This is a genomic window from Methanoregula sp. UBA64, assembly GCF_002502735.1.
In the GTDB taxonomy this organism is placed as follows: Archaea; Halobacteriota; Methanomicrobia; order Methanomicrobiales; family Methanospirillaceae; genus Methanoregula.
In genome coordinates this window covers 103,378-125,759 of record NZ_DAQC01000005.1, presented here as the reverse complement: position 1 = coordinate 125,759, position 22,382 = coordinate 103,378, and the positions used below count along the sequence as shown (strand labels likewise).

Here is a 22,382-nt window from a genome sequence, read left to right as displayed (position 1 = left end):
TCTAGTCCTCCGTAAATTTCCTTTTCATTCCAAATGGATTGTATTTCTTGCCTCCACCCTTGTAGAACTTGGTGAAGAATTCGACATAATGCAACCGGATTGAGTGAAGACCACCGTCAAGGAGCCCGAGCGCCAGGTTAAACATGTGCCCGAGCAGGAATATCAAAACCCCGACGATGATCATGACTATTCCTACAATCGAGAGATCTTTCATGCCGGGATTGATGAACATCCCGATAGCCATGTAGTTGATCACCATTGCGATGGCGACCGACGACAGCCCTACGGCCGTCAGACGGGTGTACGAGAGCACGTGCGAGATGATCGTCGGGATCTCGATGATCTCGAGGACCGCGTCGCGTGCAATGAAGATGACCCCGAGCACGATACAGACGATCGCAAGGACGATCCCTACCGAGAGCCCGACTGCCACGATGGGCAGCTTGGTCATATCCGGCATGAGCGGGATCGGGAACATCGACCAGATGCCAAAGAGGATACCCCACATGACGAGGATCCAGCCAAGATTGGCAAGCACGGCCTTGATGCGGTGATCGCCATGGTCCTGTTTGGCGTGGTTGACCATGCCCAGCACCCTGCCGAGCGTGACATACAGGATACCGACCCAGACCGATACGATAAGGAGTTCGGCAATCGCTGCCCCGTGTCCTCCGGCTTCAGTCACGCCAATGTTTAAGTGGCGGCTGTAGATGATCGGGGCCCACGGGAGCTCGAATCCTAAAAATTCGCTGAAGAGAACCCCGAAGATGATGCTCATGATGCTCGCGTTCCTTAGAATTTTCAGGAACTGGCGGGTCTCTTCACCCTTCATGAACATCCAGAGTCCTGCACACAGGGCAAGCATCAAAAGACCGTACCCGACATCCCCGACAATGACCCCGAAGAAGATCGGGAACATGATGGCGAGGACGAGCGTCGGGTCTACTTCCGTGTACGTGGGGCGGGAGTAGACATCCATTAAGAGCTGTGCGGGTTTTGCAAACTCCGGGTTGTTGTACTCCACCGGGACGTTGTCGTGGACAGCGTCAACCGGCTGCTCGGAGACAAAGACCTTGCCGCCGGTCACCTTGTCGAGGGCTGCACTGAGCGCTGCGACATGGTCCGCCGGGACCCAGCCTTCTGCCACGAACACCTTCGAGGTGGTGGCAAACCGTAAGGGTGCCTCGGTCTTCTCGATCTCTGCACGGAACGCTTCCTCGCAGGCGACCAGGAGATCGGTGTGCGACTCCTTGATCGTGGTGAGTTTGGCGTTGATCCCGTCGATCTCTTTTTTTAAGGACGCGATCTGTTCCGTGTAATACGCGGTGCGGACCGTTGCAGTGCCGCTCTCTTCCGGGATTGCAACCGACTGGAACTGCGCTTCCTGCAGCTCGCGTTCGGCCTCGGCCCGGTCCTGTGCAGCGACCACGACAAGGACAAACTGGCGGTCCTTGCCTTTTACGGTCTCAATCTCGTGCGGGACGGATAGGGTCACGTCTTTTGGGACATAGCCTCCCAGCACGGAGAAGTGCGTATACCCGCCGAGAAGCGCGAGATCCACCGGGACCCCCGTAAACGGGGCGAGCTCTGCTATCTTCTGCTCGTACTCCTTTACTTTCGTGTCGAGTTTCGACCGGGCTGCTGCCAGGTCCTCGACCTCTTTTTCGATACCGGGAAGATCCTGTTCGATCTTCTGCCGTATTGCCGGCGTGCCTAATTTCTGTTTCGCTTCGATATCCTCGCCGCGTACAGAAAAGACGTTCTCGATTGCCCTGACCTTGACGAGCTCCTGCGATGCTTCCGTGGCCCCGTGAAGCGGTGTGCCGATCTTAAAGCCCTCGTACCCCTCGCGGCCCTGCTCCACATAGTCTTCGATATGGAACAGGCGCTCGCGGTAGAGCTCTTCGATGATCGGTTCCGCCTGGTCGCGGGATGCCACAATGAGCATCCGGCTCATCGGTTTAGGCGCCAACATGCAGCTGCTCCTTAAACCGGGATACCAGCAGCTGCACTGCTTTTGAGAGGTTCTTTTTGCCCTTCTCGTTCAATGCCGCTGAACGCCGATTGCCTTCCTGTATGATATCGGCGTGTTTTTGGGCTGCCTGGTGCCGTGCTTCTTCCAGTTTCAGCTTCTTGTACTGTTCAGCATTGCTCTGCGCCTTGGTTATCAGGTTATCGGCTTCCAGTTCGGCTTGGGAGCGTCGTTTCTTCTTCTCCTCCTGCGCCGCACTGACCATCGACTGATACTCAGCTTCGGTTTTCTTAATGTCGTCTAAGACCTCAGTTTTCATCCAACCCTCCACTCACGGCAGTACATTAGTTGGTGAAATTCACAATATATGTATTGTTATTTTCGATTTTCCAGCCCTGCCCGGCCTGAAAGGATCCCGGGTAAAAACAGCATTTTCTTAAAAATACTCAGTATTTATCGTTTTTTATGACCCCGCAGGATATCGCAGGGGAAAGGCCGTCCACCCGTATTCCCCCCGGTGTCCCAAAAAGCGTGATCCCGGCAAGTTCGTCCGATGAGCAGATCAGGTGCTGCTCCGGGTGGGTGCCCCGGATAATCGAGCAGTTCGTCCGGATCTCCGGGCCTGCGGAAACGACATACGGGATCCTTTTTGAGCCCGGGTGATCTTTTGGGAGAACGATCAGCGGCAGGTGGTGCGTCCGGACCAGTTCGAGCAGCATCAGGGCCGGTTCGGCCGGGCCGCCCCCGGGAGCGGAGACCGCCACGAGATCGCCCGGGCTCATGCCCTGGCAGTACTCCTCGTCACTGGTCTCGATGCAGAGCGAAAACGGCTCCAGCACGGAAGCTGCGAGCAGAAAAGAGTGCGTGCCCGAAAAGCGCAGGACATCGCGGGAAAAAGGGACGTTCATATTTCGTCGACATCTTCGGACTGGCAGGACGGGCACATCGGCCGCTTCCCGATGCCTTTGAACCGCTCCCCGCATTCCCTGCACCGGTAGTCCTTGGCCTTTACCCGGTCCGCCGGAAGATCGACGTCCATGGGTCCACCAATACTGCACATGGTTCCTGGTTCACCTCAGTATTCTATTCTCACCGGCCCGAGTATTTATGCCTGTTTGCCCCGGTTGGCCGGGCGCAGACCGGCCCGGCTTATATCACGAGCACGAAGTTGAAGACCACGAGGGTGATTACCAGGAGAACGCAGGAGTGCTTGATCCCCGAGGCGATCGATGCCTCGCCCATCTGCCCGGCAATAAGGCCCGAGAAGAGCGCCTGGGCGAGACATGCATGGTAGAGCAGCCGGTCGAATGCCCTGATCGGAACCGAGCCGATACCGGAGAGCGCGCCCATCGATGAAACGCCCGACGTATTGATATTGGCGAGCACCGGCAGGAACTGTGTCGAGAGTACGGCAACGACAAAGAGGAAGACAAAGAACGACAGGTACACGATCGCCGTGTAGATGAACATCTCGCCGAGCCGCTCTTTTTTTAAGGTCTCGCTCATCTTTGCATCGCTTGCGGCGATCGCGAGCACCTCGCCGATCTCCGCGCTCATCTCGCTTGCTTTGGTGATCAGCGTCACCGTCCGGGCAATCGCCGGCGTGCTCACCCGTTCCTCAAAGCGCATGAGGGCATCGTTGAAGTTCACGCCCCAGTCCATGTCGCGCTTGATCCGCCGGATCTCGTAACTCAGAAGGCCCAGGTTCGTGTTCACCATGATCCCGATAGCCTGAACGATCGTCAGCCCGACCCGGTTGATGCCGGCCATCCGCTCCAGGAAATCCGGGATCATCGTCTGGATCCCGTTGACCTTCTGGGCCCAGATCTCGTAGAAGATAGCATAGGGGATAAGGACGATCAAAAGCGCGATTATCACGTGGTCGTCGACGACTGCGATGAAAAGTTCCGGGTCGGTATATACCGGCATGCTGTGGAGAACGAGCACCAGGTACAGGATCGCAGCCGGGACGGTGATGTAGAGCGTCTGGTTGACATCGGAGACAAAGCTCTCGAACGGGTGCCGGATATAATGCGCGAGCGTCCGGATCTTGTCGTATTTCCGGAGCTGATCGAAGAGTGGTTCTTCCCCGGTCTTTTTGACAATCGGCACATCGGCAAAGGTGTTGAGGATCTTTACCCGGGTATAGCGCTCGGTCTTCTCCGATTTGGTCGATATGAGATCGATGAGGAGGATAAAGACGAGCGACCCGATGGGGATGATCGCATAGATCACGACAGAGAGCTGGATCACCGCAGCCCCGCCCATCATCCCCATGACCACCATGATGATGATCAAAAAGAGCGGCCCGGCCACAAAGAGGGTCACATAGGACTCGGCGACCATCGAGAGGATCGTCAGGAACTGTTTCTGCTCGAACCGCGCCTGTTCCTGGTACAGCCGGACCCGGTTTCCCAAGAACTCCGTCATATTGCCGCCGCTCTCGATGACCGAGATGAGATCTTCGATGAAATCCTTGAGTTTCTCTGAAGGCGTGGTCTCGCCAAGGTGCCGGATCGCAGAGATGACATCGGATCCGAAATAGTCCACATCGCGGACAACCTGCCGGAATTCGAGCGCCACCTCGCCGTAAATCCGGGCATGTTCCGAGATGGCGGTAAAGATCGTGGTGAGCTGGGACCCGCCTTTGCGCATCGCGTACATGTAGGCGACCGCATTGTGGAGGGTCAGGTTGATCCGGACGACTCGGTTCTTCTTTTCCACGGCAGGCCAGCGCATGAGGAGGGCCCAGATGATGTACGCCCCGACGAAAAATGCAACCGCGGCACCGGCGATCTCGATGGCAAGGATCCCGTACAAAAACGAGAAGTTATCCGGGATGCGGAGACCAAGGACATTGTAGATCCCCTTCCCGGAGGCTACCTGGATCGCAAAGAACCGGCCCAGAAGGTAACCGAGGATCCCAAAAAATACGCCCGAGAGAACAGCGATCCGTAACGATTTCCAGAGGTACTGCTCGAGCGTGACGCCGAACCGGGCGGAGACGAGGTCCGCGTGGAGGCTGCGGTAGCTGAGCGGGTCGCGCATCAGCCATCCCATGATCGAGTGCCGGAAATTCATCACAATACCTGTCGCAAGTCAGCAATGTGGGCGAGCACGTCTGCCCGGTTGATATGGTAGTTGTGGAAGAGGGAGGCAACCGAGATGTAGTCCCGGATCCCCTGGGAACGCATCTCTTCGAGCAGGTTCTTCCTGACCGCGATCTCCGTTTCGAGCTGGTCCCGGGTCCAGCCACGCCGTTCTGCGATAGAAGAGTAGATCCGCGACCGCCCGCTGTACGCGGTCTTGTCGTGGACCGGGTCGTAGACAAAGACGTTGTTGACCTGGAGGTTGCCGGTCGACGGATCGATGCCGATCACTTCGACGATCTCCTGGGCCCGGCGCACCCGCTCCGTTCCCCGGTAGATGAGCGCCTGGACGCTGATGACGTTTAAGGCCTGTACCATGTTGCGCGGCACGTTCAGGGGTTCGCTCTCCAGCCGGTGGATGGCGGCATCGACGCTTCCCGCATGCATGGTGGAAAACGTGGTGTGACCGGTATTCATCGCCTGGAAAAGCGTCTGGGCTTCGTCGCCCCGCACTTCCCCGACAAGGATATACTCCGGCCGCTGCCGCATGGCTGCCTTGAGGAGATCGAACATGTTGATCGAGGTGCTGCCCTCGGAAAGGGCATCCCGGGTCACGCTCGCGATCCAGTTGTCGTGGTAGAGCGTGATCTCCCGGGTATCCTCGATGGAGACGACCTTTGCACTGGGGGGGATAAAGAGCGAGACCGCATTTAAGGACGTGGTCTTCCCCGAGGCCGTCCCGCCGATAAACAGCATGCTCATGTTGTTTTCTATCGCAAGCCAGAAGTACACGAGTTCGTCGCTTGTAAACGTCCCGATCTCCATGAGCTCGATGGGTGAGAACGGGTCTTCACGGAACTTACGGATCGTAAACGAGGTGCCCCGGGTCGTCACTTCCGTCCCGAGCGTCAGCTGGAGACGGGAGCCGTCGGGCAGCGTTGCATCGAGCATGGGCGACCCGGTCGAGATGTGCTTGCCGGACCGCTGGGCAAGCGTAATTGCAAGCGAGGTAAGGACTTCGGATTCAAAGGCGATGTTGGTCCGGATGTTCCGGTAGGTCCGGTGGTACAGGAAGATCGGGATCCTGCTCCCGTCGCAGGAGATATCTTCGAGCCGGGGATCCTTCATGAGGGGGTCGATACGGGACCAGCCGATGAAGTTCCGGATCAGGTAGTATTCGATCTTAAAGAGCGAGATCCGGTCAAGCCGGAGACCGTAGTCCTCCAGAAGCGCAAATGCCTTGGTAAGGAGGATCTCCCGCCGGTCTTTTGTGATCTCATCGCCGGTCAGGATCAGGACATCGAGGAGATCTTCGTGGATGCGCTCCAGGATTTCGTACTCGAACTCGGAGAGCGGGGGCTCGAAGAGGAGATACTCGGTCTGGTTGGTTTTTTTATTGAGCGCGATGTAAACGAGCGTCCGCCCCTCTTCGATCCAGTACTGGTCGAGAAGTTCGTACCCCTCAGGAAGGCTCGCAGAGACGAGCGTCCCGTCGCGGGCAAAATCGTACTCTTCGATCGCGGTCTTCTCGCCCGCCCTCAGGAACCGGAAATAGTACCGGTAGCTGGCCTCGCGGTGCTTCTGCTGCGGGGCGGGGTCGTTTCCCGGGGCCGCTGCAGGTCCGGGAAGGGGATCGGTCAGGATATCCAGATCGTCCGGGCCGAGCCCGGTATCGGCAGGCAGGGATTCCGCTTGTTTTTTCTTTGAAAAAAGATCAGAGAGCCGCATTACGTTTCACCTGCCGGGATTCCTGTTCCATTCAGGTTATAGTTCGGGAGACTCGTATAAATACTATTTTTCTCTTTTTTTAAAAACCGGGCGGGAGAACGTGCCAATAACCCTCCGGCCGGTTCCCGCCACAGGTATATGTAGCAAGAGGATGCATAATTTTCTTTGACAGCCGGCGGTAAAGACCGCGGAGCCAGGTACATGCAGGAGATACAGACGCAACGGATGCCGACCGGGATCGCATCGCTCGATCCCATCCTTGACGGGGGAATCCCGCCGGGGACCATGACCCTCCTTTTGGGGGAGATTGGGGCCGGCCACTATGAATTCGTGTACAGTTCCACGGTGAACTCGCTCTCGTGCATGATTAAACCCGGCGAGACCGAAAAGGTCTGCCCGGCCGGCATCGTGTACGTCACGTTCACCCGGCTCGAAGCCGATGTCCGGCATGAGATCGTGCAGTCATTCTTTGGAGATGGCGTGACCGAAGGGATCCCCGGGATCCGGTTCGAGGATCTCTCCGACCAGTATTTCGACCGGAGCATCGTGCCCGACACCTGGTACAGCAAGAGCGACACGCTCGCCCGGCTCCAGAAACGCTCCGAACATGCGAACATCTTCCTCCGGCTCATCCAGATATTCGATGCCGTAGCGCCGGGGAGCATGGTAATCCTCGATTCGATCACCGAGCTTGCTACCCAGAGCACCCTGCCGAATTTCTGGAACGATCTTGCCGGTTTCCTCCGGGGCGTCCAGCGGTTCGCAAAGACAAAAAACCTGACCGTGTACCTGCTCTTGAGCAAAGGCATCATCGAACCCGCCCGGGAGACCGAGCTCGAAGATATCGCCGACGCGGTCTTCCTGTTCCGGTGGGAGGAGAGCACCGGGTCCCGCCGGCAGCGGATCATGTACTTCGAGAAGTTCCGGGGCGTCATGCCGCACCTGGAAGAGCACGACCTGGTGAAATTCGCCGTCAAGATCTCGACCACCGGGGGATTTGAAGTGAGCAATATCAGGATGGTCATATGAGCATTCTTCCGGGAAAACGGGTGAAAGTCGGTATTGTCGGGCTCGACGACATGCTGGGCGGCGGGCTGATCCCCGGGAGCATCTGCGCCGTTATCGGGATGTACGGGACCGGGAAGACAACGTTCTCCCTCGAATTTGTCTGGGACGGGATCAAAAGGGGCGAGAAGGTGATCTACATCAGCCTCGAAGAGCGGGAAGACCGGCTCATCACCTACATGAAGCAGAAGGGCTGGGATGTGGACCCGTTCCTCCAGAAGGAGCTCTTTATCATCAAGCTCGACCCGACGGACTTCAACCTGGCGAATAACCGGATCAAAAACGAACTCCCGAACCTGATCTCCGAGTTAAAAGCGACCCGGGTGATCATCGACCCGATCTCGCTTTTCGAGGACCTGTTCACGTCCGATGCCGAGCGCCGGCGCGAGATGTTCCGGTTCATCGAGGGGCTGCGGGACAAGGAATGTACCGTGATGATGACCTCCGAGACCGACCGGGGCAACCCGTTTTCGAGCCGGCACGGCCTCATCGAGTACCTGGCCGATACGGTGATCCTGCTCCGGTACGTGCGGTCGAGCGATCTCACCGACGTACACCTTGCGCTCGAAGTGGCAAAGATGCGGATGTCTGCCCATTCCCGTGAGATCAAGCCGTACGAACTCGAACAAACGCAGGTCACGGTGTATTCGGAAGCGAATGTGTTTTAGGCCGGGGAATTTTTCCGGCTGCCGGATTATTTTTTTCTCAAGGATCCCGGTGGACCGGCAGCAGGCTGTTTGTTTTTTGGCTGCGGCAGGCTGTTTGATCCTGTACGTTTGGGGCATCCCCGGGTCAGCGACTCCTTCTGCCGTATTCTGTTCACATATGTTACCTGTTCCGGAGAATGCAGGTTTCCGCAGATCCTTTCTCCGACGGAGAGCCGGAACAGGGTGATCCCGTAAAACCGGTTTCCAGTGGAAATTGTGTCCACGCCCATAGAAATTCCTGATTTAATCGCGTATTTCTAAAAATGCCACGATTTTAAGGCATTTTAAACCTGCAATTTAGCGGGCTTCCTGCGGCAGGGTTTTTGGGATCGATGGAATGGTCATATGAGCCTGAGATCTGCCAACCGGTGCAATCCGTGAGCGCTTCTTGGATTTACGACGGGGAAATTGGTCTGAGCGATGGAATATCGACGGTGACTCTCTATAAGAAGACGCTCCTGGGGGCTGTCGCCCCCGCCGCGTGGGCATCCCCCCCATTGCAATAGCTCTGTATTACCTGTGCCGGGAGCGGTTCTGAATGCAGGTAAGTCAGAGTGCATCGCATGTGCGCCCCGTCCCCCTCGGGGGACTGGTGGCGCAAGAGGGGGGTAGCACGCAGGAAGACCGGCACGAACCGGCCAGCCTCAGATTTTTCCTGCAAAATTCCCATCAGCCCCAAAATTTTTCCGGCAATTTCCTTTTTCGTCCGGAAAAATCCGGGCGTACAAACTTTCGTCCGGAAATTTTTTGGATTTTTCAGATTTCAAACCGGAAAAAATCCGGCCGGAGAAATTTCAGTCCAAATTTTTTTTCTTTTTTCAACTTTCAACCGGAAAATTTTTTGGTTTTTCAACTTTCGCGGCCAAAAAAAGTCCGGGTTTTTTTGATCCCGGTGCCGGGTCCGTATTGCTGGATTTACGCCGGAGAAGTGAGTTAGTTGTATAACTAACACCTTTTTTTCCAACTTTCGCGCCAGATTTTTTTTCTTTTTTCAAATTTCAATCCAAAATTTTTTAGGATTTTCAACTTTCGAACCGAAAAAAATGTGCCGGAAAAACTTTCGCGCCAAAAAAATCCGGGCATACCAACTTTCGAGCCGGAAATTTTTGGCCGAAAAAAATTTCAGACCGTGCGGGCGGGACGCGATCGGCCGGATCGGATTTTCCGGCCCGGGAAGTCTCCGTCGTGGTATCTACATCAATAGCCTGTTTTTCCAACTTTCGCTGCGATCGTTTCAAAATTTTTTGGCGCGAAAGTTCGTACAAGCGAGAAAAAAATCTCTTATATCGTTATCCCCAGGATATCCAGCAGCACGAGCACCAGCACGCCCGGAATGCCGCCGACCCCGCAGATGATGATCGTGGCAAGGCTGTAACCGAGGTCGGGTTTCCCGAGCCAGGACATGACCCCGAGCGTGTTTAGGATGAATAAGAAGATGAGGCCGAGCACCGCGTTGACCACGAGCACGGCGAATTTTTTTACCAGGTAATAGGCAATGGCGAGGATCGCAACGATCAAAACGACCGCGAGGATGATGTTGCTCATTGTTACGTACCAACGACCCGGACGTTCTTAATCCTTACCGGGGGCAGGATGTACGACCCGATTGCCCGGCTCTCCTTCCCGAGCGCTGCAACGGACCGCATGAGATCGAAGAAGTTCCCGGCAAGCATGGCGCTCCTGACCGGCTCTGCCAGGTCGCCGTCCCGGATGGTAAACGCGTTCGACATCTCCACCGAGAAATCGCCGGTTAAGGTGTTTGCGGTATGGGCTCCTACGACTCCGTGGACATAGACGCCCGGTGCATCGTACAGATCGCTCCTCTTCCCATCGACAACGAAATTGTGGTGGCCGATGGCAGGCGAACCGCCCGGGCCGCCGCGGACTGCGCTGCCGGTAGAAGCCGTCCCGGCCCGGTACGCGGTCCGGCAATCGTAGGCAAACCCGGCAAGGACGCCGTCTTTTACAAAATCGAGCCGGTGCGTGGGCGTACCCTCGGCATCGAACCACGTGCTCCCCAGAGCACCGGCCCGGTGCGGGTCGTCGTACAGGGAGACGAGCGGGGATGCGACCTCTTCTCCGATCTTTCCTGCCAGCTTCGAGCGGCCCTGGAGCACGTTCCGCCCCGAGAGCGACGGGACGAGGATGCCCGAGAGCAGATCGGCAAACGCCATGGGCGAGAGGACGACATCGTAGGTGCCGGTTGCGATCTTCTTCCCGTCTTTTGACCGCTCGGCAAGCGCTGCGGCCCGCTCCCCGACCCGGCGGGCATCGATCGCGCCGGCCGATCCGGCCGCATCGAACTCGTAGCCCGTTGACTGGCCGCAGACTGCATCGAGCGCTGCCGAAACCTCGGTCTGGCGCGAGGTGTACCGGACGCCGCGGCTGTTTGCGATCGTGACCTCGCTGTACATGACCCCGGCGCCGCCGGAGGTGACCGCTGCCCGCGGGTGTTCTGCCGCCCCTTCGAGCATCTCCCGAACAAGGCGTTCTGCGATCCCGGGACCGACTTCCAGCCCGGGATCGAAGGTCAGGTCGGCCCGGGAAAGATCGGCCGGATCCGGGAGGCCGTGCCATTCGCTCTTTGTTGCGAGCCGGCCGCTCGCGATCGCTGCATCGAGGCAGGCCTTCCACTGGCCGGGATCGTTCGTGCTCGATATCCCGATCCTGCCGTCCTTTATCGTGCGGATGCCAATGCCGCTCTCAATTGCCGAGGTGCAGAGGCTGATGCGGGTTTTTTTGAGATCCGCCGATACGGACGTGCCGCCTGCCAGGAACACCTCCACCTCGTCCGCTTTTGTTTTTCCTGCCTGTAAGAGCTCTTCAATCCACGCCACTGCCGCCCACCACCGCATTGTGCAGGAAAACGAGCGGCGCCCCGTCGCTCACCGGCACGCTCTGCCCGCCTTTCCCGCAGTATCCCGCATGCATCTCCCGCTTCTTCCCGCACAGGGCAACCCCGTGGAGCGTTTTGAGGATTTCGCCCGAGAGGGAGACGTCACGCACCATCTGTGTCTTCTCGCCGTTCTCTATCAGGTAGCCGTACTCCGCGTTGAACTGGAATACTCCCCGGCCCGTGTCTACCTGGCCGCCCCGGCTTCCGGCAAGGAAGATCCCGTTCCTGCATTCGGCAAAGATCTCATCGTCCGAGGCATCGCCGGCCTCGACAAACGTGTTGCTCATCCGCACGAGCGGCGGTTCGCCGGGCATGGCCCGGGCATGGCCGGCCAGTCCGTGCCCCACTGCGGCAAGCGTCTCCCGGTTGTGGAGGAATGCGTTTACCCGGCCGTTTTTGATGAGCTCGGTCCGGCCCACGGCAACGCCTTCGGCATCGATCGGTTCGAAGCCGAACTCATACAGCGACGGGTCGTCCACGATGGTGAGCCGCGAATCCCCGATTTGTTCGCCAGTCCGGCCTTTCAGGACGGAATTGCCCTCTTCAACGAGATCTCCTTCGCAGGCATGGCCGACCGCCTCGTGGGCAAGGACGCCGGCAAGCTCCGGGTCGAGGATCGCATGCATGATCCCGCCTTTGGCTGCTTTTGCATCGAGCAGGGAGAGCGCCAGCCCGGCTGCTTTGCGCCCGGCCTCTTCCTTGTGCCGGAGGTTGAACCCGTGGATGGTCCGGTCGGGCTCGTAGGCCATCTGGCTGTCGCCGTTTCTCGATGCAACGGCAACAACCGCAAACCCCGAGCGGCAGGACTCAAACGAATACCCGCTGCCGGAGCTGTCAAAAAAGCGGACGGTCTCGATCCGTTCGAGATAGTTCGCCCGCCGGCTCGATATCTGCGGAAGGTCTGCCGCCTTCTCGATTTTGCCGAGCAGTGCGGCCTTCTCTTCGAGGCCGATCTCCCGGCAGTCCTCCTTTACTTTGGGAACGGGAAGGATCGTGCGGGAAACGTCCGCAAGGCTGACAGGATCCCCGGTCAGCTGCGCAAGGCGCAGGCCGGATGCAAGGAGCGTCTCGAATTTTTTCCCGGTAAGCTCTTCGGGCTTGTCGGTCTCGACGATTCCCCAGCCGTGTGGCCCGAGAACCCGGACAACGGCTTTTTTAAAAAAGGAGACGCCGGCGGACTCGATCACACCCTTGTCGATATCGATGTGGGTGGTCTCGCCCGTTACCTGCCGGACATCGTAATACCGGATCCCGGGTATCTCGGTCATGCTGCCGTCTTATTGACCGACGCCGGTTCGGCAAACATCGCCGTTGACCGGGCCGCCATCTGCTTGAGCTTGGCGAGGAACCCGTCCATGTTCTCCGGGACAAGGGCGTACTTGAGCACCTCGTCGATGGTATCGACCGGGACGATGGTGACAAGGGGCTTGTACTGCTCCTCGATTAAGACATCGTTGAGGTTCATCCGCGGGATGAGCACGGTCCTGATGCCGGCTTTTACCGCGGCCTCGATCTTGTAGGTCACGCCGCCGACCGGGAGCACGTCGCCCCGGACCGAGAGGGAGCCGGTCATGGCAAGGTCCTGCCGGACCGGGATCCCTTCGATGGCGCTGATAACCGCCGTCGCGACACTGACCGATGCCGAATCTCCCTCGACACCCATGTAGGTGCCGATGAACTGGATGTGGATATCGATGTTCTTGACATCGCGGCCGGTGAATTTCTTTAAGATCGCACTGACGTTCTTGATCGATTCCTGGGCGATCTCCTTTAAGAGACCGGTTGCGATCACTTCGCCGCCGGCCTTCCCGATTGCCGGGGTCACTTCCGCCATGATGGGGAGGACCGAGCCGGCATCGCTGCCGGTGACCGCAAGGCCGTTGACCCGGCCGACCCGGGTGCCTTCGACCACGGTCATCTCGTACTCGCGGAGGTGCCGGGTCACTTCATCGGAGACCTGGTCCTCGATCGAACGGGCGGTCTTCTTTGCGGTGATCACGTGGGCGGCGGTGGTGAGCGTTGCCCCTTCCTGCCGGGCGATATCGCCCGCGACACGGATGAGCCCGCCCATGTCGCGGAGCTTTAAGGTAAGGTGGCCTTTCCGGTTCGAGCGCCGGCGGGCTTCGCGGATGATCTCGTCGATTGCCGTCTTGTCGAAGTGCGGGATCTTGCCGTCGTTTTTTACTTCCTGGGCAATGAAGCGGACGTACTTCTCCCGGTTCTCGGGCGTGTCCTCCATGCTGTCGGCCATGTAGACCTCGTACCCGTACCCGCGGATACGGGACCGGAGCGCCGGGTGCATGCCCTGGATCGCATCGAGGTTGCCGGCCGCGACCATCACGAACTTGCAGGGAACCGGCTCGGTCCGGACCATGGCGCCGCTCGAACGCTCGCTCTGGCCGGTGATGGGGAACTCCCCTTCCTGGAGAGCGGTGAGCAGGTTCTGCTGGGAGTGCGGGTCGAGCGTATTGATCTCGTCGATGAAGAGGACGCCGCCGTTCGAACGGTGGATGGCGCCGCCTTCTACCCGGTCGTGGGCGGGGGTCTCAAGGCCGCCGCTCTGGAACGGGTCGTGCCGGACATCGCCGAGGAGCGCTCCCGCGTGCGAACCGGTTGCATCGATAAAGGGTGCGGCGCTTTTCGTATCGTTCGACACGAGGAGCTTGGGGACCATCGCCTCTTCGCGGGGCGTGGTATAGCGCAGGGCGAGGAAAACGAATGCTGCGGCGATAACACCCATCAGCCACTGGTAGGTGATGAACGCGTACCCGATGATACCGATGATGAGGATCAACAGCAGCGTGTTGCGGAACTGGATCTTCTTTTTCGCCTCGGCCTTGTGGGCGGCAACGATCTGCTTGCCCCGGCCCGCAGCAACGGTCCGGATGATCGGGTTGTTGGGGTCGTCGGAGTTCGGATAGACCAGGATGTCCTGGAGCTCCTCTTTTGGCAGGAGCTGGGCCATGGCTTTTGCGAGCATCGACTTGCCCGTGCCCGGGCTTCCGATCATCATGACATGCCGGCGCTGGGTGGCGGCCTTCTTGATGACTTCGACCGCACGTTCCTGGCCGATGACCTGATCGATCAGTTTTGCCGGGACCTCGATCTGTGAGGACGCTCCCTCAACCACCGGCACTGCCGGCTGTGCCGCTTCAGGTGCTGCGGCTGCCTGCCCTGCTGCAGGCTCCGGCGCCGGGCTCACATGAGCCTTTTCATCCTGCACCGGTACTGTTTGATCCGTGTTTTCCATTGGAAATTTTCCTCACTACAACCCGTGGAGTGTCTGTATACGTGGATTTTCCATATATTTTGACGCATGATAGTTTAAGTAGTTTGTAGCGTATGCAAAGCCGGGAGGAACGGCCGGTTTTTTCATGCAAAAATTCTACTATCAAGCAGGGAACAATAGTACGGCAGGAAACGGTCAGCAGCCCCACTAACGGCTTCCGGTTCGGGTAATGGTACCATGAAAGTCATCAGCACGGAAAGATCCCAGGTTCTTGCTTCGCGCATTGCCGGGGCCCTCGGCACCGGTATCGTGGATGTGAAATTTTCCCAGTTCCCCGACGGGGAGCTCTACCTTGCAGCGGCCACGCCCGATGACGAGATGGTGATTGTCGGGAGCGTGACCGATAACAATGCGCTGGTCCAGCTGCTCCTGTTAATCGATGCCTGCGAGGGATCGAAGAACCACCTTGTGCTGCCCTATATGGCCTATGCCCGGCAGGACAAGAAGTTTAAGGACGGGGAACCGATCAGCGCCCGTGCCATTGCCCGGCTCTTTAAGCACAACCTTGCGGACTGCACCACGGTCAACATCCACGAGCCGGACGTGCTGAAATATTTCGGCGTGCCGACCAGAAACATCTCGGTGGGAAAGGAGGTCGGGGCATACATAAAGACCCTCGGCCTCGACAATCCGCTGATCCTCTCTCCCGACGACGGGGCTCTTTCGTTTGCACAGGGCGTGGCCTCGGCCGGCGGGTGGGACTGCGATTACCTGGACAAGACCCGGATCTCGGGTACCGAGGTGAAGATGGCACCAAAGGAGATCTCGTCGAAGTCCCGGCCGGTCGTGATCGTTGACGATATCATCTCGACCGGCGGCACGATCGCGACCGCCGCGGGCATGCTGTACGAGCAGGGGGCAACGGACGTGTACGCGGCCTGCGTGCACGGCGTCCTGATCGGCGGGGCGTACTCCCACTTAAAGGTGAGCGGCATCCGCGAGATCTTCTGCAGCGACACGATCGAGCGGGGGTGCAGCCGGATCTCGGCGGCTCCCTGCATTGCAGCGGCACTGAAACACTAAAAGAGCGGGGGATTTTTCCCTGCCCGGGCAAGAACGGTCACCTCAATGAAATGCGTGCTTGATTCCTCAGTCTTTTTTCTGGATTACCCGGCGGACGGGGAGTGCTACACCACGCCATCGGTCGTGGACGAACTTGTTGACCTGAAAAGCAAGTGCCGGTTCGACCTGCTCGTTTCCGCCGGCCTTGCGGTGCAGGCGCCGGAGAAGGGCGACCTTGCCCGGGTAAAAGAGGCGGCACAAAAGACCGGCGACGTTTCCGTGATCTCTGCCACCGACTGCGATCTGCTCGCGCTGGCGCTCGGCCTTGGCGCTACGATCTTCACCGACGACTTTGCGATCCAGAACGTGGCTGCGGCCCTAAAAATCCCGGTGCAGCCGCTCCGGCAGCGGGCCGCAAAACCGGTGGCATGGAAGTACCGGTGCAGCGGGTGCGGGCGGTACTACAAGACGGAGATGCCCGGCGGGGAATGCCCGGTCTGCGGCGCGGCCATCAGACGAAAACTTAAATAGATTACCACAAATCTTCTTTTCTATGTCTTCCCTTGACGATCTGATTGCCCGGGCCAAAGTGCTGTTATCCGAAGGGCACAGCCCCGGCCAGATTGCAGACGAACTATCGCTCTCCATGGAGACGGTGACCTGGCTTTTGACCCAGGCAAAGGGAGGGGCCGCCGCTCCCACAAAGGATGTCCACATCGACTGGACCGCGGTGAGCAGCCAGGCGCCGCTCCTCGATGGCATCGCCCAGATGCTCCTCAACCGGTACTATTCGGCACAGAAAACGGACGAGTCCCCGGCAGCGGACGTGATCGTGGGGATCGCCCTCTCGGGAATCCCGCTCGCAACCGTGATCTCCGTACAGGAGGCGGCAAAACTCGCGATCTACCACCCGGCAAAACAGAACGCAAGCGAGCACCCGGTCGGCTCGATCAGCGGGAACTTTGCGCAGATTGCAGACGAGCGCTGCATTATCGTAGACGATGTGATCACCTCGGGGAACACGATGCGGGAAGTCGTGAAGTACTTAAAGAAACACGGGGCAACGCCCGTTGCCATCTGGGTGATCTTCGACAAGCGCGGCATCCGGGACATTGATGGCGTGCCCTTGTACTCGCTCTTCAAGATATCCCGTATAGACTGAAACATTCCTTTTTTACCGGAACTTCACTAGATCATTTTTATATAGAAGTTCAATTCCACCTTTTACAGCATTAGAGGATCATCTATGTTATCTGGTCAACCGATTATCATCCTAAAAGACAATGTGGAGCGCAACACCGGCAAGGAAGCCCAGCGCTCGAACATTATGGCCGCAAAGGCAATTGCAGGTGCCGTGCGGACAACGCTTGGCCCCCGGGGCATGGACAAGATGCTCGTGGGATCCACCGGCGACATTGTGATCACGAACGACGGCGCGACGATTTTACAGGAGATCTCGGTCCAGCACCCCGGTGCGAAGATGGTCATCGAGGTCGCAAAGACCCAGGACGATGAAGTCGGCGACGGCACCACGACCGCGGTCGTCATTGCCGGCTCGCTCATGGAGCAGGCCGAGAAGCTGCTCGAACAGGGTATCCACCCGACCGTGATCGCCCAGGGCTACCGGCTCGGCATGGAAAAAGCGCTCGAGATCACGAAGTCACTCTCGTTCAAGGTCGACCCCACGGACCGCAAGACCATGCTCAAGATCGCCGACACCTCGATCACCGGCAAGTCCATTGAGTCCGTCAAGAAGAAACTCGACGGCATCATTGTCGATGCGGTCATGACGATTGCAGAGAAGCAGAACGGCAAGTACCTCGCGGACGAGGACGATGTTCTCATCAAGAAGCAGAAGGGCCAGGCCATGGACGATGCAGAGCTCATCAGGGGCATTGTCCTTGACAAGAAGCGCGTGAACGAGGGCATGCCAAAGAAGGTCACGAAGGCAAAGGTCGCCCTGATTGCAACGCCGCTTGAAATCACCAAGACCCAGGTAAAGGCCAAGATCAAGATCACCACCGCCGACCAGATCGCTGCATTCTCCGAACAGGAGCGCGAGACCTTAAAGCGGCTCGCCGACGCCATCGTGGCCGCCGGTGCAAACGTGGTGCTCTGCCAGAAGGGTATCTCGGATGCAGTCCAGTTCTTCCTTGCAAAGAACGGGATCTACGCTGTCGAGGATGTTCCCGAGAAGGACATGAAGTACGCGGCCCGGGCACTCCACGCAAATATCGTGAACAAGCCCGAGGACCTTACGGCAAAGGACCTCGGCACCGCGGAAACCGTTGAGGAAGACAACGATATCGACATCACGAGAATCTCCGGCTGCAAGAACCCGAAGGCAACCACCATCCTGCTCCGCGGCACGAGCGACTACCTGCTCGACGAACTCGAACGGGCAGTAGTGGACGGCACCAGCGTGATTATGGACGCCATTGAGGACGGCACGTACGTGGTCGGCGGCGGTGCGGTCGAGACCGAGCTCTTAATGAAGATCCGCAACTATGCCGAGACGGTCGGAGGCCGGGTCCAGCTCGCCATCGAGGGATATGCAACGGCATTCGAAGTCATCCCCCGCACGCTTGCCGAGAACTCGGGCTACAACCCGATCGACAAGCTCGTCGAGCTCAAGAACGCCCACGCCAAGGGCAAGAAGACCGCCGGCCTCAATGTCTATAACGGCCAGGTCATCGACATGCACGCCGAGGGCGTGCTCGAGCCGCTCCGCTCCAAGCGCCAGTCGATCGAGAGCGCTTCCGAGACCGCGATCATGCTGATCCGGGTCGACGACATGATGATCACCCAGTCCAAGGCCCCGGCCGGCATGCCGCCGATGGCATAACAAAAAATACCATAGTCCTTTTTTTTACCCGGAGCGATCCCGGCATTTTTGATAGGTAACTTTTAGTGGGATCGAAAAGAACATGATTGAGCGAGTGCCGAGGTAGTCTAGCCCGGGAAGGCGGTAGCCTCGAAAGCTACTGGCGCCCTGCGCCTCGGGAGTTCAAATCTCCCCCTCGGCGTTATCAGCCGGCAAACGACCGGTCGTTTTTCAAATGATTTCTGCCCGATAGCCCGGGCCAGTTCCGGGCGCCGGCACGGCGGGTAAAAACGGGTTATGCGGGGGAGACCGCAGGAAATCGCATACCGTCCGGGAAACTTTCGGTATCTATCCTTCCATTATACAAAATCCTAAATATCACCTGTACGTAGTATATCGTAACTGGATAGTGTTCCCCACCATTTTTTGGGGTGATCGGACGATGCTGAGGATCAAGAAGAACAAGCCTGCGATCTCGGGAGAGGTCAAATCGTTCCGTACGGTACGGCGCCTCAATATCAACCGGACCTACACACCGCTCAAGATCGGCATTGTCGCAGGCTACATCCTGCTCGGCATGATCTCGGCATCCTCTTCGATGTTCGGGATCCTTGTCGGTGCGCTGCTCCGGATTGCCGGGTACTGATCGGCCCATACCTTTTTTAGCCGGCTGTTCCCCGGGATCTCCCTCAATAAAAACGCCCGTTTTTAGAAAAATAACAGGATGCCGAGCGTCCCGTGGATCACCGCACACGCAATGGAGAAGACGGCGAGCCGGGGATGCCAGGCAAAGGGGATGGTGCGGATGCCGTGCCGGTTCGCAACGGCAATGCCTGCGGTGCAGAGGAACCCGGTAAGCGTCAGGATCCCCAGGTACATGATGAGGGGTTTCCCGAAAACGGGATAAAACGTGATCTCCGCTAACATTATTGCGTCACGATCACCGTGCCGGTCATCTCCGGGTGGAGGCCGCAATTGTAGGGGAAGGTACCGGCGTCATAGAACCGGACCGAGAACCCTTCGCCATTCCTCAGGACTCCCGACGGGTTGATCTTGGATTCCTTGGAGAACACGACAGAATGCGTAATGCTGTCCTTGTTGACCCAGCGGACGATCGAACCGGCCTTTACGGTAATCGTGTCCGGGGTAAATGCCATGTCCTTTATGATGATCGTGTTATCGGAGACCGAGACCGGCGTGGTTGTCGGGGTCTTTGCCAGCGTGTAGGTGTAGGTTGCCGTGACCTGGTCCGCGGGCGTGGCAGTGGCCGTGGCCGGCTGTGCCGGCGCTGCGCTCTGCGTGCATCCTGCAACGAGGATGAGGCAGGCAGCAAGAAGTGCAAGAACGGGATATGCCTTCATGATACAGTTCCTCTTTGTAACGGTTGTTGTTTTTATGTTACGCGATCGGTCCTCTTAAACTGATCCGGGCCGGGAAGCACGGTCACCGGCCCGGATCCAAGGATCGCAAGGCAGCCATCGAGCCGGTAGTAGTCCGCGAGCGCCTGCCTGCGGATAAGGTCCTCGGGCAGGCAGCGGGCAAACTTGGATGCCGCAGGGGCCGGCAGGGGCAGGAATGCGCCGGCCTCTCCGGGCGGGGCGGCCGCAATCTCCCGGATCGCGTCTGCCACCCGTCCGGTGGCTCCCTCTTTTCCGGCCCGGAAGACCCTGACCCGCTCGTCATCGTACCGCACCTCGGTTTTTTTTAGCCGGCCCCGGAGGAGATACGCGAGCACCCGGTTGAACCGGCTGCCGTGGAACGAGTACACGACCACGGCTTTGCCGGCAGTTCCTTTCTCCTCGCGGAGGGCAAGGCCGGCGGCTGGGAGACCTTCCGGGAAGTTATGGAGCGCCGCGGCAAGGATCTCCTGCTCTGCCTCCCCGAGCGGGAGCGTGCTCGCACCGCGGGCGGCAATCCGCTGGACGGCTCCGGCAATCACCGGCGAGAGCGATGCCTCTTCGCCCGGGGAAGTAAAGATCCTCCCCGACCGGGTGCCGCCACCGCCCGGGACCACGACCACAAGGCCGTGGCTCTCGTCGCACTTGACCACCGACCAGGTCGAGCCGCCAAGGGCAAAGTCCCCCGGGTTCTCCCGGCGGGCAAACCGGGCGTCCACCATCCCGACCGGCTCGCCCTCGGGCGTCACCGCCCGGTACTCGCCCCCGCCGGCGATCACCGAGTACAGGTCCCGGTAATTCGAGCGGCCGAACTCCCGCTCCAGGGCCGGGCCGGGAAGGATGATGTCGCCATCGGCGTCGAGGTATCCCCCCTCCGTGAGGTACGCGAGGATCCGGTCGAACTCGTCTCCGGTAATCCCGGCAAACGCGGGGAGCGCGAGGAGGTCGCGGGCGAGCGTTCCCCGGCCCGCCCGCTTTGCAGCGGCCACATACAGGAAGAGCTGCTGGACGAGCACGGCATACGGTTTTTGTAAGGGAACGAGCGGCTCGACCTGTTTTTCTCTCGCGCATTCGAGGATGGCGCAGCTGGTGAGCAGTTCCCTTGGATCCGAGAGGAGCCACGCGACATTCGCCGGCCGGTCCCTCCGGCCCGCCCGGCCCATCCTCTGCAAAAACGATGAGACCGAGTCCGGCGGCCCGGCCTGCACCACGATGTCGAGGTCCCCGATATCGATCCCCAGTTCGAGCGTGCTCGTGCAGACTATACAGGCGCCGTCGTCGCTGTGGAAGGCCGCCTCCGCCTCCTTTTTTTTGGCTGCAGAGACCGAGGAGTGGTGGATGGAGAGGTTGGGGATAATTCCCGCCGCCTGCTGCACGATCTCCTCTGCACCGGCCCGGCTGTTGACAAAGACGAGCGCCTTTTTTTTGGCAACGAGCCGGGCAAGGGCATCTATCCTCCGGGCCGGGTCCGGCTCGACCACAAACCGGAACCGTTTCTCTGCCGGCAGCGCCGGGACCGCGACCACCTGCTTTTTTTTGGCGCCGGGCGAGAACCAGGCAAGGACTTCCTCCGGGTTACCTACCGTTGCCGAGAGGCCGATCCTCTGCACCGGTTGTCGTGCGATCCGGTCGAGCCGGTCAAGGAGGACTTTCATCTGCACGCCCCGCTCCGATTCGACAAACGCGTGGAGCTCGTCCGCGATCACGTACCTCAGGTTCGCGAGATCGGCACGGAGATCCTTTTCGTGCAGGAGCACTTCGAGCGATTCGGGCGTGATGAGCAGGAACTGCGGGGCCTCGCTCTCCTTCCAGCCCCGGCCGCCTTTCGGGACATCGCCGTGCCATTTTGCAAGCGAGAGGCCGGTGGGCCGGGCAAATGCCGCGATCCGCTCTTCCTGATCGTTGATGAGCGCCTTTAAGGGCGAGAGGTAGATGCAGGCAACGCCCGGTGCGCCGGATTTCAAAATATCGTCGACCACCGGAATAAGCGCGGCCTCGGACTTGCCCCCCGCGGTCGGGGCGAGCACGAGCACATCGTTTTTTTGGGCGATTGCCCGGTACGCCCGCTCCTGTACCTCGCGGAGCTCGGTCCAGCCCAGCCGCTCTGCAAGCACGGATTTGAGCGACTCGTGGAGACCGGGAAAAACCGAGGGCGTCGTAGTACTTCCCTGTTGCACTCAGCGCGTTATGGCCTTTTCCGGGAAATGGCGGGAGGGCAGCAGATCGATATGATAATCGTTATATACGATCATTCCCATAAAACCGGACGGTAACACTATGCCGGTGCAACGGGACATGTTCAAAAGATTCTCGGCCCGGTTTATCGCTTTCTTCGGTTTTAGGTAGGGGACCCGTTTTAGTCGTGGTTCCCCGCGTATCGTATCCTGCATAGAGGTTACCCGAGGTTTATTCT

The 22,382-nt window shown here is 58.9% G+C and carries 21 protein-coding genes and 1 tRNA gene; 9 read left to right on the top strand and 13 right to left on the bottom strand.

The window, feature by feature from the left end:
- Window position 1: 1 nt before the first annotated feature.
- The 6 genes from BP758_RS08240 to BP758_RS08215 form a co-directional block, all read right to left on the bottom strand.
- Window positions 2–1,975, bottom strand: coding sequence for a V-type ATP synthase subunit I (locus BP758_RS08240; protein ID WP_292370395.1), 1,974 nt, complete (start codon window positions 1,973–1,975; stop codon window positions 2–4).
- Window positions 1,962–2,291, bottom strand: coding sequence for an ATPase (locus BP758_RS08235; protein ID WP_292370394.1), 330 nt, complete (start codon window positions 2,289–2,291; stop codon window positions 1,962–1,964). Before BP758_RS08235 ends, BP758_RS08240 begins: the two co-directional genes overlap by 14 nt.
- Window positions 2,292–2,418: 127 nt before the next feature.
- Window positions 2,419–2,880, bottom strand: coding sequence for an alpha/beta hydrolase (locus BP758_RS08230; protein WP_292370393.1), 462 nt, complete (start codon window positions 2,878–2,880; stop codon window positions 2,419–2,421).
- Window positions 2,877–3,011, bottom strand: coding sequence for a hypothetical protein (locus tag BP758_RS08225; RefSeq protein WP_292370392.1), 135 nt, complete (start codon window positions 3,009–3,011; stop codon window positions 2,877–2,879). The genes BP758_RS08230 and BP758_RS08225 overlap by 4 nt, the downstream gene beginning before the upstream one ends.
- 110 nt (window positions 3,012–3,121) lie before the next feature.
- Window positions 3,122–5,053 (bottom strand): type II secretion system F family protein, encoded by a 1,932-nt coding sequence (locus BP758_RS08220; RefSeq protein WP_292370391.1) that lies wholly within the window; start codon window positions 5,051–5,053, stop codon window positions 3,122–3,124.
- Entirely contained in the window at window positions 5,053–6,789 is a 1,737-nt protein-coding gene (locus tag BP758_RS08215; RefSeq protein WP_292370390.1) for a type II/IV secretion system ATPase subunit, read from the bottom strand. The genes BP758_RS08220 and BP758_RS08215 overlap by 1 nt, the downstream gene beginning before the upstream one ends.
- A 201-nt stretch (window positions 6,790–6,990) precedes the next feature.
- Here BP758_RS08215 and BP758_RS08210 point away from each other — a divergent pair, with 201 nt between their 5' ends.
- The 3 genes from BP758_RS08210 to BP758_RS08200 all read left to right on the top strand — a co-directional run bounded on the left by BP758_RS08210 (window position 6,991) and on the right by BP758_RS08200 (window position 9,498).
- Window positions 6,991–7,818 (top strand): RAD55 family ATPase, encoded by an 828-nt coding sequence (locus BP758_RS08210; RefSeq protein ID WP_292370389.1) that lies wholly within the window; start codon window positions 6,991–6,993, stop codon window positions 7,816–7,818.
- Window positions 7,815–8,522 (top strand): KaiC domain-containing protein, encoded by a 708-nt coding sequence (locus BP758_RS08205; RefSeq protein WP_292370388.1) that lies wholly within the window; start codon window positions 7,815–7,817, stop codon window positions 8,520–8,522. The genes BP758_RS08210 and BP758_RS08205 overlap by 4 nt, the downstream gene beginning before the upstream one ends.
- Before the next feature lie 577 nt (window positions 8,523–9,099).
- On the top strand, window positions 9,100–9,498 hold the full coding sequence (locus tag BP758_RS08200) for a hypothetical protein (protein WP_292370387.1): 399 nt from the start codon (window positions 9,100–9,102) through the stop codon (window positions 9,496–9,498).
- Between the two features lie 344 nt (window positions 9,499–9,842).
- Here BP758_RS08200 and BP758_RS08195 read toward each other — a convergent pair whose 3' ends face one another.
- Genes BP758_RS08195 through lonB form a run of 4 tightly spaced genes read right to left on the bottom strand, consistent with a single transcriptional unit; the run spans window position 9,843 to window position 14,707 of the window.
- Window positions 9,843–10,106, bottom strand: a complete 264-nt coding sequence (locus tag BP758_RS08195) for a pro-sigmaK processing inhibitor BofA family protein (RefSeq protein WP_292370386.1) — start codon at window positions 10,104–10,106, stop codon at window positions 9,843–9,845.
- A gap of 2 nt (window positions 10,107–10,108) precedes the next feature.
- Window positions 10,109–11,398, bottom strand: a complete 1,290-nt coding sequence (locus tag BP758_RS08190) for a TldD/PmbA family protein (protein ID WP_292370385.1) — start codon at window positions 11,396–11,398, stop codon at window positions 10,109–10,111.
- Window positions 11,385–12,725: a TldD/PmbA family protein gene (locus BP758_RS08185; protein ID WP_292370384.1), complete on the bottom strand. Its 1,341-nt coding sequence runs from the start codon at window positions 12,723–12,725 to the stop codon at window positions 11,385–11,387. Before BP758_RS08185 ends, BP758_RS08190 begins: the two co-directional genes overlap by 14 nt.
- Window positions 12,722–14,707, bottom strand: a complete 1,986-nt coding sequence (lonB, locus tag BP758_RS08180) for an ATP-dependent protease LonB (protein WP_292370383.1) — start codon at window positions 14,705–14,707, stop codon at window positions 12,722–12,724. The genes BP758_RS08185 and lonB overlap by 4 nt, the downstream gene beginning before the upstream one ends.
- Before the next feature lie 216 nt (window positions 14,708–14,923).
- Between lonB and BP758_RS08175 the strand changes: the two genes are divergently transcribed.
- The 6 genes from BP758_RS08175 (at window position 14,924) to BP758_RS08150 (ending at window position 19,218) form a co-directional block, all read left to right on the top strand.
- Window positions 14,924–15,769, top strand: a complete 846-nt coding sequence (locus BP758_RS08175; RefSeq protein ID WP_292370382.1) for a ribose-phosphate diphosphokinase — start codon at window positions 14,924–14,926, stop codon at window positions 15,767–15,769.
- A 45-nt stretch (window positions 15,770–15,814) separates the two neighbouring features.
- Entirely contained in the window at window positions 15,815–16,279 is a 465-nt protein-coding gene (locus tag BP758_RS08170) for an NOB1 family endonuclease (protein WP_292370381.1), read from the top strand.
- Window positions 16,280–16,301: 22 nt separating this feature from the next.
- Entirely contained in the window at window positions 16,302–16,910 is a 609-nt protein-coding gene (locus BP758_RS08165) for an orotate phosphoribosyltransferase-like protein (protein WP_292370380.1), read from the top strand.
- An 84-nt stretch (window positions 16,911–16,994) separates the two neighbouring features.
- Window positions 16,995–18,593: a thermosome subunit alpha gene (gene thsA / locus BP758_RS08160; RefSeq protein WP_292370379.1), complete on the top strand. Its 1,599-nt coding sequence runs from the start codon at window positions 16,995–16,997 to the stop codon at window positions 18,591–18,593.
- 96 nt (window positions 18,594–18,689) lie between these two features.
- Window positions 18,690–18,774: transfer RNA gene (locus BP758_RS08155), tRNA-Ser, on the top strand.
- A 240-nt stretch (window positions 18,775–19,014) separates the two neighbouring features.
- Window positions 19,015–19,218: a hypothetical protein gene (locus tag BP758_RS08150; RefSeq protein WP_292370378.1), complete on the top strand. Its 204-nt coding sequence runs from the start codon at window positions 19,015–19,017 to the stop codon at window positions 19,216–19,218.
- Between the two features lie 62 nt (window positions 19,219–19,280).
- Here the strand turns inward: BP758_RS08150 and BP758_RS08145 are convergent, their stop codons facing one another.
- The 3 genes from BP758_RS08145 to BP758_RS08135 are packed head-to-tail and all read right to left on the bottom strand — an operon-like array spanning window position 19,281 to window position 22,146.
- Window positions 19,281–19,451 (bottom strand): hypothetical protein, encoded by a 171-nt coding sequence (locus BP758_RS08145; RefSeq protein ID WP_292370377.1) that lies wholly within the window; start codon window positions 19,449–19,451, stop codon window positions 19,281–19,283.
- A gap of 47 nt (window positions 19,452–19,498) precedes the next feature.
- Window positions 19,499–19,933, bottom strand: coding sequence for a cupredoxin domain-containing protein (locus tag BP758_RS08140; protein ID WP_292370376.1), 435 nt, complete (start codon window positions 19,931–19,933; stop codon window positions 19,499–19,501).
- Between the two features lie 32 nt (window positions 19,934–19,965).
- Window positions 19,966–22,146, bottom strand: a complete 2,181-nt coding sequence (locus BP758_RS08135) for a DEAD/DEAH box helicase (protein WP_292370375.1) — start codon at window positions 22,144–22,146, stop codon at window positions 19,966–19,968.
- Window positions 22,147–22,382 lie beyond the last annotated feature (236 nt).